Origin of the sequence: uncultured Roseobacter sp. (genome assembly GCF_947501835.1) — a bacterium.
Classification (GTDB): domain Bacteria; phylum Pseudomonadota; class Alphaproteobacteria; order Rhodobacterales; family Rhodobacteraceae; genus Roseobacter.
Window position 1 is genome coordinate 279,614 of the sequence record NZ_CANMXR010000002.1, and the last position, 14,481, is coordinate 294,094.

Annotated in this window: 16 protein-coding genes; 9 read left to right on the forward strand and 7 right to left on the reverse strand. The window is 59.8% G+C overall.

Features of this window, described 5'->3' with window-relative positions:
• Positions 1-41: 41 nt before the first annotated feature.
• Positions 42-1,223: a phosphoserine transaminase gene (locus Q1A20_RS05200; protein WP_299401314.1), complete on the reverse strand. Its 1,182-nt coding sequence runs from the start codon at positions 1,221-1,223 to the stop codon at positions 42-44.
• Positions 1,224-1,381: 158 nt separating this feature from the next.
• On the opposite strand from Q1A20_RS05200, the gene serB reads away from it, so the two are divergent.
• Together serB and Q1A20_RS05210 are read left to right on the forward strand one after the other, a co-directional pair.
• On the forward strand, positions 1,382-2,260 hold the full coding sequence (gene serB, locus Q1A20_RS05205; protein WP_299916219.1) for a phosphoserine phosphatase SerB: 879 nt from the start codon (positions 1,382-1,384) through the stop codon (positions 2,258-2,260).
• 61 nt (positions 2,261-2,321) lie between these two features.
• Positions 2,322-2,636, forward strand: a complete 315-nt coding sequence (locus tag Q1A20_RS05210) for a YciI family protein (protein WP_299401310.1) — start codon at positions 2,322-2,324, stop codon at positions 2,634-2,636.
• Here the strand turns inward: Q1A20_RS05210 and Q1A20_RS05215 are convergent, their stop codons facing one another.
• Positions 2,637-3,617: an asparaginase gene (locus Q1A20_RS05215; protein WP_299916221.1), complete on the reverse strand. Its 981-nt coding sequence runs from the start codon at positions 3,615-3,617 to the stop codon at positions 2,637-2,639.
• Between the two features lie 178 nt (positions 3,618-3,795).
• Here Q1A20_RS05215 and Q1A20_RS05220 point away from each other — a divergent pair, with 178 nt between their 5' ends.
• From Q1A20_RS05220 to Q1A20_RS05230, 3 genes are all read left to right on the forward strand, one after another.
• Entirely contained in the window at positions 3,796-4,326 is a 531-nt protein-coding gene (locus Q1A20_RS05220; protein WP_298968711.1) for an invasion associated locus B family protein, read from the forward strand.
• Between the two features lie 84 nt (positions 4,327-4,410).
• Positions 4,411-5,595 (forward strand): 23S rRNA (adenine(2503)-C(2))-methyltransferase RlmN, encoded by a 1,185-nt coding sequence (gene rlmN, locus Q1A20_RS05225; RefSeq protein WP_299401304.1) that lies wholly within the window; start codon positions 4,411-4,413, stop codon positions 5,593-5,595.
• On the forward strand, positions 5,595-6,332 hold the full coding sequence (locus tag Q1A20_RS05230; RefSeq protein WP_299401301.1) for a DsbA family protein: 738 nt from the start codon (positions 5,595-5,597) through the stop codon (positions 6,330-6,332). The genes rlmN and Q1A20_RS05230 overlap by 1 nt, the downstream gene beginning before the upstream one ends.
• 39 nt (positions 6,333-6,371) lie before the next feature.
• On the opposite strand, the gene Q1A20_RS05235 is transcribed toward Q1A20_RS05230, so the two are convergent.
• The 3 genes from Q1A20_RS05235 to Q1A20_RS05245 form a co-directional block, all read right to left on the reverse strand.
• Positions 6,372-6,704: a phage holin family protein gene (locus Q1A20_RS05235; protein WP_299401298.1), complete on the reverse strand. Its 333-nt coding sequence runs from the start codon at positions 6,702-6,704 to the stop codon at positions 6,372-6,374.
• 1 nt (position 6,705) lies between these two features.
• The gene (locus tag Q1A20_RS05240; protein WP_299401296.1) at positions 6,706-7,062 is read right to left on the reverse strand and encodes a DUF883 domain-containing protein; all 357 of its coding nucleotides are present in this window, start codon (positions 7,060-7,062) and stop codon (positions 6,706-6,708) included.
• A gap of 88 nt (positions 7,063-7,150) precedes the next feature.
• Positions 7,151-7,993: a TIGR00730 family Rossman fold protein gene (locus Q1A20_RS05245; RefSeq protein ID WP_299401294.1), complete on the reverse strand. Its 843-nt coding sequence runs from the start codon at positions 7,991-7,993 to the stop codon at positions 7,151-7,153.
• A 155-nt stretch (positions 7,994-8,148) separates the two neighbouring features.
• Here Q1A20_RS05245 and dapD point away from each other — a divergent pair, with 155 nt between their 5' ends.
• The 3 genes from dapD to Q1A20_RS05260 all read left to right on the forward strand — a co-directional run bounded on the left by dapD (position 8,149) and on the right by Q1A20_RS05260 (position 10,348).
• Positions 8,149-8,976: a 2,3,4,5-tetrahydropyridine-2,6-dicarboxylate N-succinyltransferase gene (dapD, locus tag Q1A20_RS05250; RefSeq protein WP_298968705.1), complete on the forward strand. Its 828-nt coding sequence runs from the start codon at positions 8,149-8,151 to the stop codon at positions 8,974-8,976.
• Between the two features lie 98 nt (positions 8,977-9,074).
• Positions 9,075-9,986, forward strand: coding sequence for a hypothetical protein (locus Q1A20_RS05255; RefSeq protein WP_299401288.1), 912 nt, complete (start codon positions 9,075-9,077; stop codon positions 9,984-9,986).
• Positions 9,987-9,994: 8 nt separating this feature from the next.
• The gene (locus Q1A20_RS05260) at positions 9,995-10,348 is read left to right on the forward strand and encodes a hypothetical protein (RefSeq protein ID WP_299401285.1); all 354 of its coding nucleotides are present in this window, start codon (positions 9,995-9,997) and stop codon (positions 10,346-10,348) included.
• Here Q1A20_RS05260 and Q1A20_RS05265 read toward each other — a convergent pair.
• Both Q1A20_RS05265 and Q1A20_RS05270 read right to left on the reverse strand, forming a co-directional pair.
• Positions 10,345-11,439 (reverse strand): Hint domain-containing protein, encoded by a 1,095-nt coding sequence (locus Q1A20_RS05265; RefSeq protein WP_299916226.1) that lies wholly within the window; start codon positions 11,437-11,439, stop codon positions 10,345-10,347. The genes Q1A20_RS05260 and Q1A20_RS05265 overlap by 4 nt on opposite strands.
• Complete coding sequence (locus Q1A20_RS05270; RefSeq protein WP_299401280.1) at positions 11,440-13,023, reverse strand: Hint domain-containing protein; 1,584 nt, start codon at positions 13,021-13,023, stop codon at positions 11,440-11,442.
• Between the two features lie 269 nt (positions 13,024-13,292).
• On the opposite strand from Q1A20_RS05270, the gene dapE reads away from it, so the two are divergent.
• Positions 13,293-14,438 carry a succinyl-diaminopimelate desuccinylase gene (dapE, locus tag Q1A20_RS05275; RefSeq protein WP_299401278.1) on the forward strand — a complete coding sequence of 382 codons (1,146 nt, stop codon included), beginning with the start codon at positions 13,293-13,295 and terminating at the stop codon, positions 14,436-14,438.
• Positions 14,439-14,481 lie beyond the last annotated feature (43 nt).

A 14,481-nucleotide genomic window follows, 5' to 3' on the forward strand; every position in this document is an offset into this window, starting at 1 on the left:
TCTTGAAACTTTAGAATGTCAGGATGGGGTGGGTCGGCAGGTTATGCCGACGCCATTTGTGCTTCGATCTCGGTCTCGAAGGCCCATGCGAGCCAGGGCAGCATCGCCTCGATGTCCGCGGTCTCCACCGTGCCGCCGCACCAGATGCGCAGGCCCGCAGGGGCATCGCGGTAGGCGCCGATGTCGAGTGCGACGCCTTCGTCCGCCAACCGCTTGGCCACCGCTTTGGCAAAACTCGCGCCATCGGTCACATCGTCGCTGGCAAACTTCAGGCAGACCGATGTGTTTGACCGGGTTGCCGGATCGGTTGCGAGGAAGTTGATCCAGTTATGTTGCTCTACAAAGGCCGTTATGGCCGCTGTATTGGCATCCGCGCGTGCGATCAACCCGGGCAATCCGCCCACGGATTTGGCCCAGTCGAGCGATTGCAGGTAGTCTTCGACACAGAGCATCGAGGGCGTGTTGATCGTTTCGCCTCTAAAGATGCCCTCGATCAGCTTGCCGCCTTTGGTCAGGCGGAAAATCTTCGGCAAGGGCCAGGGTGGTGTGTAGTTTTCCAGCCGCTCCACTGCACGGGGTGACAGAATCAGCATGCCATGCGCCGCCTCGCCGCCCAGCACTTTCTGCCAAGAGAAGGTCGTCACATCGAGCTTGTCCCAGGGCAGATCGACAGCAAATGCCGCGGACGTCGCATCGCAAAGGGTCAGCCCCTTGCGGTCCGATGGGATGACATCGCCCGACGGCAGGCGCACGCCGGAGGTTGTGCCGTTCCAGGTAAAGCACACGTCGTTGTCGTAGTTCAGCGCGGCCATATCGACGATCTCGCCGTAGTCGGCGGTGTGCACGGTGTGGTCGATTTTCAGCTGCTTGGCCACGTCCGTGACCCATCCCGCCCCGAAGCTTTCCCAGGCGACCATCTCTGCCGGGCGTTCCCCGAGCAGTGACCACATCGCCATCTCGAAGGCGCCGGTGTCGGAGGCCGGTACGATCCCGATGCGGTAATCATCGGGCACGCCGAGGATGTCGCGCGTCGTCTCGATCGCTTCCAGCAACTTCGCCTTACCGGGGGCTGCACGGTGCGAGCGTCCCAGAGGCGCGGAGGCCAGTTTTGCCAGATCATGGGTGGGGGGTTTGGCGCAGGGGCCAGATGAAAAACGCGGGTTCGACGGTTTGGTCGACGGTCGAACGTAATCCGGCCGCGTGACCGGTTTTTGGTTAGCCATTGATGCTATCCTTCCAGATATGCGCCCTTCGTTGGGGAAGGGTGTCCCACGCACGGGTCTATGGCGGTCTGCGGTCTGGTGCAACGCGAAAAACGGCGCTAGAACGCCGCAAATTCGCTTTTTTGCGACATCCCCTGCGCCGATCGGAAACTTCATTCATGTACACCGTCACCCTGCTGGCAGCGCCCGCCGCGCGAAATCTTGAACCTGCGCTGGTCGAGGCCCTGCGCAATGCCTGGGGGGGCGGCGATGCGCTCTGGCTCTCGCCAGACGAAGTGGCTGCGTTTTCGATGGACCACGTCCCGGACAATCGCTGGGGCGTTTGGGCGGACGTACAAAAACAGGGCGTTGATCTGGTTGTGCAGCCAACTGCCGACCGCCGCAAAAAGATGCTGCTGGCGGATATGGACAGCACCATGATCCAGCAGGAATGCATTGACGAACTGGCGGATGCAGCGGGCATTGGCGACAGGGTCAAGGATATCACCGCGCGGGCGATGAATGGCGAGCTGGATTTTGAAGAGGCTCTGCGCGCGCGGGTCGGGTTGTTGAAAGGCTTGCCGGTATCGACCATCGCACAGGTCCTGGCGGAGCGGATCGACTACATGCCCGGCGGTCGGGTGCTGCTGGCAACGATGAAGGCGCATGGAGCCTATGCCGCTCTTGTGTCTGGCGGGTTCACGGATTTTACCAGCGCCGTAGCCGCAACGCTGGGGTTTGACGAGAACCGGGCGAATACACTGCTGTCCGAGGGGGGTGTGCTGACCGGGGATGTCGGTGTCCCCATTTTGGGCAAGCAGGCCAAGGTTGACGCGCTGGTCGACATTACCGCGCGTCTGGGAATTTCCGAGCAGGATGTGCTGGCCGTGGGTGATGGGGCGAATGACCTCGGTATGCTGGGACGCGCGGGCACCGGAGTGGCGCTGCACGCCAAGCCGGTGGTGGCCGCAGAATGCGATGTGCGGATCAACCACGGCGATCTGACCGCGTTGCTGTATTTACAAGGCTATGCGGCATCGGAATTCGTCACGCCCTGATCAGAGACGACTCACCCCATTCTGTGCTAATCTTCGCTCGGTTCAGACGGGAGGACGCACCATGCCAGAATTCGTATTCGCCTATCACGGCGGCAAAACACCAGACACGGAAGAAGAGGGCGCCAAGGTCATGGCCGCATGGCAAGCCTGGTTCGAGGGTATGGGAAAGGCGGTCGTGAACCCGGGCAACCCTGTCGGCATGTCCAAAACGGTGACGGCAGAGGGTGTCGAAGATCACGGCGGCGCAAACCCCATTTCCGGGTTCAGCGTCGTGGCGGCAGCGGACATCGATGAAGCCATCGACATGGCCAAAGGCTGTCCGATGGTCACGGATGGCACAGGATCCATCGAAGTCGCCGAAGTGCACCAGATGTGATCAGGTAAGCCCTGCCGCGGGCTTGATCCAGCCGGTCTGGATGCCCAGCCTGTTGGTGATGGGCGCGTTCAACCGTTTGCGCGTGGCCGGATGATCAGGCTCTAAAACTCCCAATTTGACCAAAATCGCGGCGATGGCGCATTCCGACGCCCGGGTTGTGCCGTCGACGATCTTGAGGGCGATCCCGAGTTTCTGCTCCGGCAGGATGCCGATGAAAAACGCCTCCGCGCCGGTTTTGATCGCAACCTGACCGTTCATGGCGCGCATCAACTCGGTGCAGGCGCGCCCCTCACCTGCGACCAGATCCGGATGTAGGCGCATCGCTTCATGCAAGCGCGCTTCCGGGCTGCCCGACGGTGCCGCTGCAAAATGCGCCATTGCGCGGGCCATGCCGTGCAGGCTGCATGCAAAGTTGGGCGCCGAACAGCCATCGATGCCAAACCCAGGCGAGGTTTCCCGTGTTGTGGCCTCGAACACCTCAAGGCATGCCTGTTGCACCGGGTGATCGGCCTCCACGTATTCCGGACCGGCCCCCATATGTTTCGCCAGCGTCAGGAACCCGGCGTGTTTGCCGGAACAGTTGTTGTGGATCTGGCAGGGTGCCTCATGCGCGCAGATCAGCCCCTCGCGGGCTGTGCGATCATCGGGCAGTTGCGGGCCACAGCGCAGCGCATCATCGTCAAGACCAAGTGTCTGCAGCCATGTGTCTACCCGTTCCGTGTGAATAGCCGCGCCATTGTGTGACGCGCAGGCCAGCGCCAGATGTTCGGGGGTCAGATTGGCCTGATCGGCAGCCCCTGAGGTGATGAGCGGCAGTGCCTGGATCATCTTGGCAGAACTGCGCGGCAGCACGGTCGCCTCCGGGTCACCCCAGGCGTCGACAATCTGGCCGGAAGCATCGCAAATCACCGCATGTCCGGAATGTGCGCTTTCCAGAAAATCGCCACGCCAGATTTCGACCATGGGAGCGGCTTGCGTCATTTTAACCCTCAAGATTTTGGCAAAAACCTGCTAATCGGCCTTTCCGGGGTCGCGGCTTTTGCGTTACTGTGACACTTGTCGAGAAGAAAAACAGGTCATGCAAGAGAGCGGGTCGAAAAAGGCACGCCAGGCGGGCCATAAAGTTGTTGAGGTTAAGGACGGCTGGAGGCTGTAAAAGATGCGAATTTATAAGGGTTTCATTGGTTTGGTCTCAGCATTTGCGCTGACAGGTATGGCCGCACAGGCACAGGGCCAAAGCAGTAATCTGGTGGCAGAGAAAACCGATTGGGGTGTCTACGAAGACAACGATCCCAAGGAATGCTGGAGTGTTTCCGTGCCCACGGAGACGGTAAACACCCGTGAAGGTCGGGTTGTTGCGGCGACGCGCGGTCAAATCTTGTTGATGGTGTTTTTCCGTCCCGGGTCAGGTGCGAATGCGCAGGTGACCTTCACTGGCGGGTATCCTTTCGCCAGCGGCTCCAAGGTAAACGTCGAGATTGGCGGGACCAGCTACGTGCTCTTTACCGACGGGGAATGGGCCTGGCCGGAAGATTCCGCCGAAGACGAGAAAATCGTGGCGGCCATGAAGCGCGGCGCGGATGCTGTGGTGACCGGGCTCTCCAGCCGGGGTACGACGACAAAAGATACTTTTTCGCTGCGTGGGTTCACCGCGGCGCTGGAAGAAGCCCAAACACGCTGCGCAAGCTGAGCTGAAGAAATCACCGGGCTTTTCCTTTTGATCTTGGCGCAAACCTCTATATAGAGGCCCATCTTCGCCACGATAGGAAAACCTATGTCCGCTGCAGCGCCGATTACGCAAGACGTCCACACCATACCGCGCAAATTGCCGGATGGGCCGGTCAACCTTGTCGGGTTGACGCGGGATGCCATGCGATCCGTGTTGATCGATGCCGGGACCCCGGAAAAGCAGGCCAAAATGCGGGTCGGTCAGATCTGGCAGTGGATTTACCAATGGGGTGTCCGCGATTTTGACGCGATGACCAACCTCTCCAAGGCCTTCCGCGCCGACCTGAAAGAACGCTTCGTGATCGAGGTGCCTGAGGTCGTTTCCAAACAGGTGAGCGAAGATGGCACGCGCAAATATCTCGTGCGGATTGCGGGCGGTCATGAGGTCGAAGTGGTTTATATCCCCGAAGAGGGGCGCGGGACGCTGTGTGTGTCGAGCCAGGTCGGTTGCACGCTGACCTGTTCGTTCTGTCACACCGGCACACAGAAACTGGTACGCAACCTGACAGCGGGTGAGATCATCGGTCAGGTTATGATGGCGCGCGACGATCTGGGCGAATGGCCGGAGATTGGCGCACCCAAGGATGAGACGCGCCTTTTGTCGAACATCGTGCTGATGGGCATGGGCGAGCCGCTTTACAATTTTGAAAACGTCCGCGATGCGATGAAGATTGCGATGGATCCGGAAGGCATCCAGCTCAGCCGCCGCCGGATCACGCTCAGCACCTCCGGTGTGGTGCCCGAGATTGCCCGCACCGCGCAGGAAATCGGCTGCCAGCTTGCGGTGAGTTTTCACGCCACCACGGACGCGGTGCGCGACAGGCTGGTGCCGATCAACAAGCGCTGGAACATCGAGGTGCTGCTGGAGGCGCTGCGCAGCTATCCGAAAGTGTCAAATTCCGAGCGGATCACATTCGAATACGTGATGCTGAACGGGGTCAATGACAGCGACGAGGACGCGCGCCGGTTGATCAAGCTGATTGATGGCATTCCCGCCAAGATCAACCTGATCCCTTTCAACGAATGGCCGGGCGCACCTTACAAGAGATCCTCCAACAACCGTATTCGCGCCTTTGCCGACATCATCTACAAGGCGGGCTATGCCTCCCCGATCCGGACACCGCGGGGCGAAGACATTATGGCGGCCTGTGGCCAGTTGAAATCCGCAACCGAACGTGCGCGTAAATCGCGCCGGCAGATTGAGGCTGAGGCAGGGCTGGCTGGCGAATAATGCGTCGGCGCGATGCCTTGATCATAGGCGGGGCCTTTGCCGTCGCCATCGCCATCCCACCCATATTGCGGCGCAGTGCAGACACTTTGGAGTTCACGGATTTGCCCGGATTGCCGGGTTTCAGACGGCTGGAACGGGGAAACATCAGCGCCGCGCCGGATATGTTCACCGGGTTGAGGACGCCTGAAGAAGCGGAGGCTGATGCGCGTCTGCCCAAAAACCTATGCGGCGCCGTTTTCCCGGACCCACCGCCGTTGGGTCAGATGCCAATTGCCGTTTTTAGTGACTATTATTGCCCATATTGCGCCGTCCTAGACAAACGTCTGGCTGATTTGCAGGAGCGCGGTGCGGCGATTGATCTGCGGTTTCATGAACTGCCGCTCTTGGGGGACCGGTCCCTCTGGGCCGCGCGCGTGGCATTGGCCGCTGGGCAACAGGGTGATCATCGGGACATTCATCTTGATATGATGCAACGCACATTACGTCCGGGCATTGCGGGTGCGCGCGACGTGGCTGAACGGCACAGTCTTGACGCAGATCGGCTGATGGCGGATGCGCGCAGCGACCGGATGACACGCACCATCGAGGACGCACTGGCGCTGGGGCGCGCGCTGGGCATTCCCGGCACGCCGGGTGTCATGATCGGCCGTACGTTGGTGATTGGCGCGCTGCCCGAGGCGACGCTTGAACAGATCATTTCGATGGAGCAGCAGACCGCATTTACCGGTTGCCGATGATCAAATGGGGCCGCCCGTACGTGGGCGACCCTCAGAAAATCAGTGTCTAACACGGCCTGCGGCCATCCCTTGCGCCATGCCCTGCATGAAGGCAGCGGCCACCGGCGGCATCGCTTCTTGCGATTCCTGCGCGTGTCTTGGCGTGTCAGGTTTGTGCGAAGGGCGCGCGGCCAGCATGAACAGCAGACCGGTCCCCAAAAACGCACCCCCCATGATGGCGCAGGCGGTAATCGGGTCGGTCAGGGTGAGCAGCAGCAACAGCGCTGACGCACTCAAAAACCCGATCCCGGACAGTGCCAGTACCGCACCTATGCCACCAAGAGCAAAACGCTGGGCGGTCTTTTTGATTTGATGTCGCAGGCGCGCAAACATGTTACGAGCGCCGCGCTGTCATCATGCCAACGAGAAAGCCGAGACCCGCGGCAATGCCCACGGCCATCGCGGGCTGCTGGCGTACCGTGTCTTCGGCCTTGTAATACGCAGCTTCCGCATCTGCGCGCAGCTTCTCGCCGGTTTCCACGGCTTTTGTCTGGGCCGCGTCGGCCCGATCTGCGGCAGCTCTTTTCAACGTAGACGCGGCATCGGCGGCGCGCGCCTTGGCTTCGTCTTTCTTGTCTTGCGCCACCTCGGACATCAGAGCGGTCAGCGCTGCGATGTCTTCCTTGATCGTCTCAATCTGGGCTGTGACGTCAGCGGTATCGGTTTTTCCATTCGTGCGTGCTTGTGCCATTTGATCCTCCGTAAGTTACTCACGGCCTCGGTGCGGCGCGTGATTGGCTATTCGGGAGACCAACCGACGCGGGCTGGCAAAAGTTCCCTCAGCCGCGCCCGGGCAATTTGTCGCGGGCGGGCAGATCTTCCCAGTTTTCGATCAGATGCATCGCCTCCGCCGCGCTGTCGACAAAGCGGAAAAGCGACAGATCCTCCTCTGAAATTGTGCCCGCATCCGCCAGCGCCTCCCAATCCAGAATCCGTTCCCAGAATTCGCGACCAAAAAGCAGTACCGGCACCGGCTGCATGCGTCCGGTCTGGATCAGGGTGAGCGTTTCGAAGAGTTCATCCATCGTGCCAAAGCCGCCCGGAAAGGCGCAGATCGCACGGGCGCGCATCAGAAAATGCATCTTGCGGATCGCGAAATAGTGGAAGTTGAAGCAGAGTTCAGGCGTCACATATTCATTGGGGGCCTGTTCATGCGGCAGCACGATGTTGAGCCCGATGGAGTGCCCGCCCGCGTCCAGCGCGCCTCGGTTGCCCGCCTCCATCACGCCCGGACCGCCGCCGGTGACCACGACGTTTTCACGCCCGTCGCTCTCAAGGCTCTTGAGCGTCATTAAACGGGCAAACTCGCGCGCCTCATCATAGAAATACGACAGCTGTGCGAGCTTTTTGGTGCGCGCCCTGTCTTTGTTGGCGGGGCTGGGAATGCGCGCGCCCCCGAAGAGCACGATCGTGCTGGTGATGTTATGCGCGTCCAGCATCATTTCCGGTTTGAGCAACTCAAGCTGTAACCTGACAGGCCGCAGCTCCTCGCGGCACATGAAATCCTCGTCGGCAAACGCAAGCCGGTAGGCCGGTGCGCGCGTCTGCGGCGTATCGGGCACCACTCTGGTGGCGTCGCGGTCGGCATGAGCATCGCGCAAAGGATGGCGGGGTTTATTCATCTTGGTCACTCCGGAAACTCGTTTCGGGCAGGGGTGCATGTCGTGCGCCAAGATGCAATCTCTTTGCTCGGCCCCGGTGGATGCTGAATGATTGCACGTGTGGCACCGGGCTTGTATAGGCGCTTCATTAACATTTTTTTCTCGGGGGAGGCCGCATGTCCAACGCACAGCTTGAAACTGCCATCGAAGCCGCATGGGAGGCGCGTGACGCAATCACGCCAGCAACAACAGGCGAAACGCGTGAAGCCATCGAAGATACGCTGGCCGCGCTCGATGGTGGCACGCTGCGTGTTGCGGAAAAACAGGCAAGCGGCGATTGGCACGTGAACCAATGGGCCAAAAAGGCCGTGCTGCTCGGGTTCCGGATCAAAGACATGGAAATGCAGACCGGCGGGCCGCAAGACGGCGGCTGGTGGGACAAGGTCGACAGCAAATTCGCCGGCTGGGGCGATAATCAATGGAAAGCCGCGGGCTTTCGCGCCGTGCCAAACTGTGTCGTGCGCAAATCGGCCTTCATCGCGCCGGGCGTGGTGCTGATGCCGTCCTTTGTGAACCTGGGCGCCTATGTCGACGAGGGAACCATGGTCGATACCTGGGCCACGGTCGGCTCCTGCGCGCAGATTGGCAAGAACGTGCACCTCTCCGGCGGCGTCGGCATCGGCGGTGTGCTGGAACCGATGCAGGCCGGTCCAACGATCATCGAAGACAACTGTTTCATCGGCGCGCGGTCCGAGGTGGTCGAGGGCTGCATCGTGCGCGAAGGATCTGTGCTGGGCATGGGTGTTTTCATCGGCAAATCGACCAAAATCGTGGACCGCGAGACCGGTGAATTTACCTATGGCGAAGTACCTGCAGGGTCGGTGGTCGTGGCCGGTTCCATGCCCTCCAAAAACGGGGTGAACCTCTATTGCGCGGTCATCGTCAAAAAAGTTGATGCGCAAACTCGCTCGAAAACGTCGATTAACGAATTGCTGCGCGATTAACCGATATTTAGGACCTGAGGCAATTGTGCCTCAGGATTTCCCGGGTATCGCCCACAGCCCGATGTATTCCGGCCCGGATGTGAATTTATCCGAAGAGGATGCGTCATGCTTCGGTCCCCATATCCTTTCAAACGCTGCAGGTTGTTTCCGATCTGCGATCTGTCGCGGCAACCGGATTTGGGGGATTGTCGGAACGTCTGAACGCGGCGCATAAGCCGCTTTTGCGCAAGATCATCTTTGACCAGAAATGTGTCCTCTCTGTAAACGATGCGGAAACGCTGCATGCGGATCTCTTGCTGGTTGCGGCCTTGCCAGACAAAGGGCTGGACAGTTTCCTGACCGCCACGGCCCTGTTGCTTGCTGACCGGTTGCAGGGCGGCGCGGGCGAAGATGATCTCTATTGGAACTGGGATGCGTTTCAGGAGCGTTACCGCAAAGGGTCCTCACCCATCCGGGCGGCGCTGATGAACGGGTTCCGCTGGGCGCATACAACGCGGCGGGTGAACCTTGAAAAGGTGCCGGAAGGGCGCGATCTGCAAACCTACGATGGCGATGATTTGACCCGGATTTTCAAGGTCATTGCCCGGTCGATGCCATCCGAGATGCGTGACCTCGTTTGCGAAGCCGCGCCGGAGGAAACCCGGCATGTGCACCGCAAAGCACTGGAAAACTGTCTGGAGGGGAGCTGCATTCTGTCGGAATACGGCGGCTGGTTTCCGGGCGAGGTGGTTGAGATCGTGTCGCTAGACCCGGATCATGCGGCCCATTCCGCCTGCACGGCGCTTGTTTTGCTGGATTCAATTGCAACACGGGACGCCGGGGGCCGGATGGCTTTCCGCTGGGAAGAGCAATCCACCCGCTACCTGCAAATGAAGTCCGACCTGGGGACAGCCATCCTGGCAGGCGTGCGTCATCTGCATGAAATGGCAATGGAATGGAAACCCTATTCGGGGTGGGCACCCGATACGCTGGTCGAAAAAGCCGTTGTGGTGCCGTTCCCCAAAGCCTAACAAGCGGCATGGCACATCAAAAGAAACCCTCTCGTCAGCAGGTCTATACCCTCGTCGTTCAAATTGGACGCAAGGAGGGGGATGGCCTGCCGGAAAAGGCCACAGGCGCCGGTCTGGTGGTGTTCGCCAGCGGCATTGACGAGGCTGAAGCCGTCCGTGAAACGGTCGCCGTGCTGAAACAGGCAGATACCGCGCCGCTGGATGTGACCGGGTATGGCACGCTCGACGAACGGTTGGCGGAGGGTCACGAGATTGGCAGTGATGAGCGCGGTTTGATGCAGCGCGCGCTGGATGAAAACGCGGTGATTATTGCACAGATGGAGCCGTTTTACGGCACACATCCAGAGGCTGACGCGGATTAGGCTGCGCGTTGACGCGCTAAATGGATCGCCTCGAACCACTTCAGAACCTTGAAAGCGGCGCACCCATGTTCGGGCAGGCTGGCCCGCGCGATGCCGCGCATGGCTGTCGCCTGCAAATGATCGGCGTTTCGGCGTAATCGGCCAATGTAGAGACTTTCTAGAGAGGTGCCAGCGACGTTCAATGCGTGATGCTCGGGCAGGATCACCTGTGTGTATCGCTGCGTGGGTCCAGCGTTTTCCGGTAAGGCGGCAAAGCCATTCATCAAATGGCGCGCTGGGGTCAAAACGGCTTCTTCCGCAAAGAGGTATTCGACTTCCGACCCGTCGATGACCAGGCGCTGGTCCGGCGCTACGACCACATCCTGCATCAGACCGAAATAGGGCGCGCGCAACCGTACCGGCGCAAAGCTGCCCCGCGCTGGCACGGTCCGATCAATCCGATGCAATACCGGAACGACGGTGCCTCCTCGCGTGAACACCGTATCGCCGCGCTTGAGGGACCCTGCCGCCCGATATCCGTGGGGCGTCGCCACCATCGCATCAGGGCACAGGGTCGGCATGGGACCTACCGGCTCGACCTGATCCGAGAGGGCCGCGAAAACCAGATCCTTCGCAAACGTCTGATCCCCGCGTCTCATCATCATATCGCGCAAATCCTGGAGGATCATGGGCCGCACGTCCCGGACGGACACCGATGTGATCTGATGCTCTTCGGGCCGTTCGACCGTCAGCAACCCCCAGCGCTTTGGGGCGTCCCAGGAGAAGGTGACACGTAAAACATCCGTCCGCGCGGGCAGGCTATGTTGGAGGGCGGTATGGGCAATATTTTCGCCCTGCACCTGTACCAGCGACACACCTCCCCCCGGTATCGCGCGAAAAGTCAGGCTGCTTTGATTTGGCCAGCCACGGTTAAATCCCAGCAACACCTGCGGTCGTCCGTCCGGAGACAGGCGTGTTTCGAACATGATGCTGCCCGTCGCCAACAAGGTATCGGCGCCGTCGCTGTGCAGACGGTGGTCGCGTCGGTCATGACCGACACCGCGCAGCGAAAAGCGTCGTTCCCTGTGATCTGAGATGGCCAGCCAGCTCACTTAGGCCGCCTCATTGGACGCGCGCAGCAGGTCTGCCTCGTATTTGCGCAAGGTGCGCCGCGCTGCCGGACTGTAGCCTTGTCCTGTGTTAGGGTCGATTTCTGGGAAGATCGCACAAATCTCAGCGACAATTTCCTGCTCGAAGATTTCGGTGGTTTGCGGGCCCGGCAGAAAGCTTTCGGTTGCCAGCCCTTCGGAGAAAATGACCTGATGCCTGTCGAACATGAGGTGCACATAGGTCACGGACCCGCCTTCACGGATCCGCACCGAACGGTCATTCACAAGGTCGCGCGCGCAGACCAGCACCTCAGCTTCCCCAAACAGCAGTTCGGCAACGGTGTCCCGGATCAGGATGCGGTGCAGCGGCGACACCAGCAAATGACCGTGGGTGCCAAAGGTGTTTGGCTGAATATGGATCGGTGCAAATTGCCCGGTGGCCTGGACCCTGCGCCTTCCGATCCAGCGCAGCGGCTGCGGGCCATCGTCCTGGGTGATCACCAGATCGCCGGGTTTGAGCCGCTCGACCATGACGTTGCCGCGCGCCGTTTCAATCATCGTTCCGGTGACAAAACAGGGCACCGACGTGGCGTTGACATAGCCCACATCCGTGTTGGTCCCGTTCGATATGGAATAGGTGAAGTTGAAATTCTCTTCATCCCCATCACCCTTGACGCTGAATGTCCCATCCCCGTTCAGCGTGACTTCCTGCCCGGTTGGCAGCAGGATGGTGTCCCCGGCGGAAACGCTTTGCCCGTTGATGTGCGTGATCGTGAGAGTTCCCGGCCCTTCGTTGATATCATTGTCCAGCACGCTGAATGTCTTGATGCCGTTTGTGAGGACCTCGACGTCGTCCGAGATGGCGATCAGCTCGGATTGAACGGAATCCGCCGCGATCAGAAGGTTGGAATCATAACTGCTGTCAGAGACGTCCGCGATGCCGATGCGGATCGAGTTCACCTGATCGGGAATGACGTTCATCGTCAGGGTCAGCGTGATGGTAAAGCCGTCCATCTCTGTATTATGGTCGTCGTTCTGGTTGTCGACGAACATGTTGATATTATTGGCTGTGTTGACATTCCCAGGGTCCACATCCCCGTTTCCCACATCCATGTCGACCTGCGCGCCATTGACCCAGACGCCGACGAAATCCTGATAAATCGAGTTCTGGAATTCCGGGTATTCTTCCGAAGAAAACACGAATTGGATGGTCATCTGCGCGTGGTCAGGGATGAAATCCACGTCAAGATAGGCCGCATCATAGGTGCGCGCGCCCGCCGCCGCATTGAACTGCGGGTTATTGTTGATGCCGCTCGTGTTGGTGCTTGTGCTGTTGCTTTGGTTGGACGTGCCACTGGAGTTTGTGAACCGCTCCGCATTGCCGGTAGACAGGATCACACCTGAATCGCCCGGTGTCACGCTGCCGGAAACTGAATCGCCGTTTGAATAGATCCCCGCGCTGTCGATGTCGCCCGTATAGGACGCGCTTTCGACCTGGACGCCTGCGCCAAAAATGGCGTTGGCCATATCCGTCGCATTCGTGCCTTCGCGCACGGTTTGAATGGGCAGTTCTGACGCTGCAACCATACTATTTGCCTCGCACCCCTTCGACGAGACAAAACACCCTTCAAGCGCCCGGTTTCCGGCTACGCTCTTTCTTGTTCTTCGGTGCAATCGGCCCCATTTTTATGGTGACCACACTGCTGATGCCCTGCCTCGGGTTATGTTATGAGTGATTCGTTAACACCCGGACTGCCTATTTGTTAAGCTTTTGTTACGCGACCCCTTGGCAATGATGCGATTTGGCCACATTCCTTACCCCGACACCCATGCGACCCAGATGAAGGAAGTGCCCTATGGCTGGCCTCGACCCCGTTTCCCTGACCGCCGATCTGGTGCGCTGTGCATCGGTGACACCTGCCGATGACGGCGCGTTGGATGTCCTGCACGATGTGTTGCAGGAGGCGGGTTTTGACTGCGCATGGGCGGATCGCGGGGGCATCCGAAACCTCTTTGCCCGGTGGGGTGCCAAGGGTCATTCCAGAACCTTCGGGTTCAATGGCCATACAGATGTTGTGCCCATTGGCGATGCCGCCGCCTGGACCAAACCGCCCTTTGGTGCAGAGATTGAAGACGGGGTTCTCTATGGGCGTGGTGCCACGGACATGAAATCCGGCGTTGCCGCCTTCGCTGCTGCCGCCGTCGATTTTGTGCAGACCACACCGCCCGAGGGCGCGATTATTCTGGCGATCACCGGGGATGAAGAAGGCGATGCCGTGGATGGCACCACGGCCCTGCTGGCGCATATGGCCGACAATGATGAGCGCATGGATGTCTGTCTGGTGGGGGAGCCTACCTGTCCCGACCGCATGGGCGAGATGATGAAGATCGGGCGCCGCGGGTCGATGACCGCCTGGATCAAAGTGATCGGTAAGCAGGGGCATTCGGCCTATCCGCACCGGGCGCTGAACCCGATGCCCGCGATGATGCGCCTGATGGACCGGTTTGCGTGCCACGAATTGGATCAGGGAACTGATCACTTCGATCCATCGACCCTTGCCATTGTGACCGTCGATACCGGGAACACCGCCACGAATGTGATCCCTGCCGAGTGCAGTGCCGCGGTAAATATCCGGTTCAACGACACCCACAGCGGCGCGTCTCTGACGGCATGGATTGAGAGCGAAATTGCCGGCATAGAGACTGATTTTGGCGTCACGACAGAGTTGAAAATCAAGATTTCCGGCGAAAGCTTCGTCACGCCCCCCGGCGATTTATCCGACCTGGTGGCAAAGGCCGTTGAGGCGGAAACAGGGATCAAACCGGTTATGTCGACGACCGGCGGCACGTCAGACGCGCGCTTTGTGAAAAATCACTGCCCGGTTGTCGAGTTCGGCCTTGTCGGGCAGTCGATACATCAGGTGGATGAGCATGTGCGGGTGGATCACATTCACCAGCTGAAAGCTGTCTATTCGCGCATTCTGAAAGATTACTTTGCATGAGTTTTGACTGTGCGTGGACGGAGGATATTGCGCGTTGCCTGGC

What these genes read in the sequence shown, in the direction of transcription:
- Q1A20_RS05220 (WP_298968711.1), top strand. Translation starts at nt 3,796, where the DNA reads ATGCGAATTTATAAGGGTTTCATTGGTTTGGTCTCAGCATTTGCGCTG.
- dapD (WP_298968705.1), top strand. Translation starts at nt 8,149, where the DNA reads ATGTCCAACGCACAGCTTGAAACTGCCATCGAAGCCGCATGGGAGGCG.
- Q1A20_RS05240 (WP_299401296.1), bottom strand. Translation starts at nt 7,062, where the DNA reads ATGGCACAAGCACGCACGAATGGAAAAACCGATACCGCTGACGTCACA.
- Q1A20_RS05210 (WP_299401310.1), top strand. Translation starts at nt 2,322, where the DNA reads ATGCCAGAATTCGTATTCGCCTATCACGGCGGCAAAACACCAGACACG.
- Q1A20_RS05200 (WP_299401314.1), bottom strand. Translation starts at nt 1,223, where the DNA reads ATGGCTAACCAAAAACCGGTCACGCGGCCGGATTACGTTCGACCGTCG.
- rlmN (WP_299401304.1), top strand. Translation starts at nt 4,411, where the DNA reads ATGTCCGCTGCAGCGCCGATTACGCAAGACGTCCACACCATACCGCGC.
- Q1A20_RS05255 (WP_299401288.1), top strand. Translation starts at nt 9,075, where the DNA reads ATGCGTCATGCTTCGGTCCCCATATCCTTTCAAACGCTGCAGGTTGTT.
- Q1A20_RS05235 (WP_299401298.1), bottom strand. Translation starts at nt 6,704, where the DNA reads ATGTTTGCGCGCCTGCGACATCAAATCAAAAAGACCGCCCAGCGTTTT.
- Q1A20_RS05245 (WP_299401294.1), bottom strand. Translation starts at nt 7,993, where the DNA reads ATGAATAAACCCCGCCATCCTTTGCGCGATGCTCATGCCGACCGCGAC.
- Q1A20_RS05270 (WP_299401280.1), bottom strand. Translation starts at nt 13,023, where the DNA reads ATGGTTGCAGCGTCAGAACTGCCCATTCAAACCGTGCGCGAAGGCACG.
- Q1A20_RS05260 (WP_299401285.1), top strand. Translation starts at nt 9,995, where the DNA reads ATGGCACATCAAAAGAAACCCTCTCGTCAGCAGGTCTATACCCTCGTC.
- dapE (WP_299401278.1), top strand. Translation starts at nt 13,293, where the DNA reads ATGGCTGGCCTCGACCCCGTTTCCCTGACCGCCGATCTGGTGCGCTGT.
- serB (WP_299916219.1), top strand. Translation starts at nt 1,382, where the DNA reads ATGTACACCGTCACCCTGCTGGCAGCGCCCGCCGCGCGAAATCTTGAA.
- Q1A20_RS05215 (WP_299916221.1), bottom strand. Translation starts at nt 3,617, where the DNA reads ATGACGCAAGCCGCTCCCATGGTCGAAATCTGGCGTGGCGATTTTCTG.
- Q1A20_RS05230 (WP_299401301.1), top strand. Translation starts at nt 5,595, where the DNA reads ATGCGTCGGCGCGATGCCTTGATCATAGGCGGGGCCTTTGCCGTCGCC.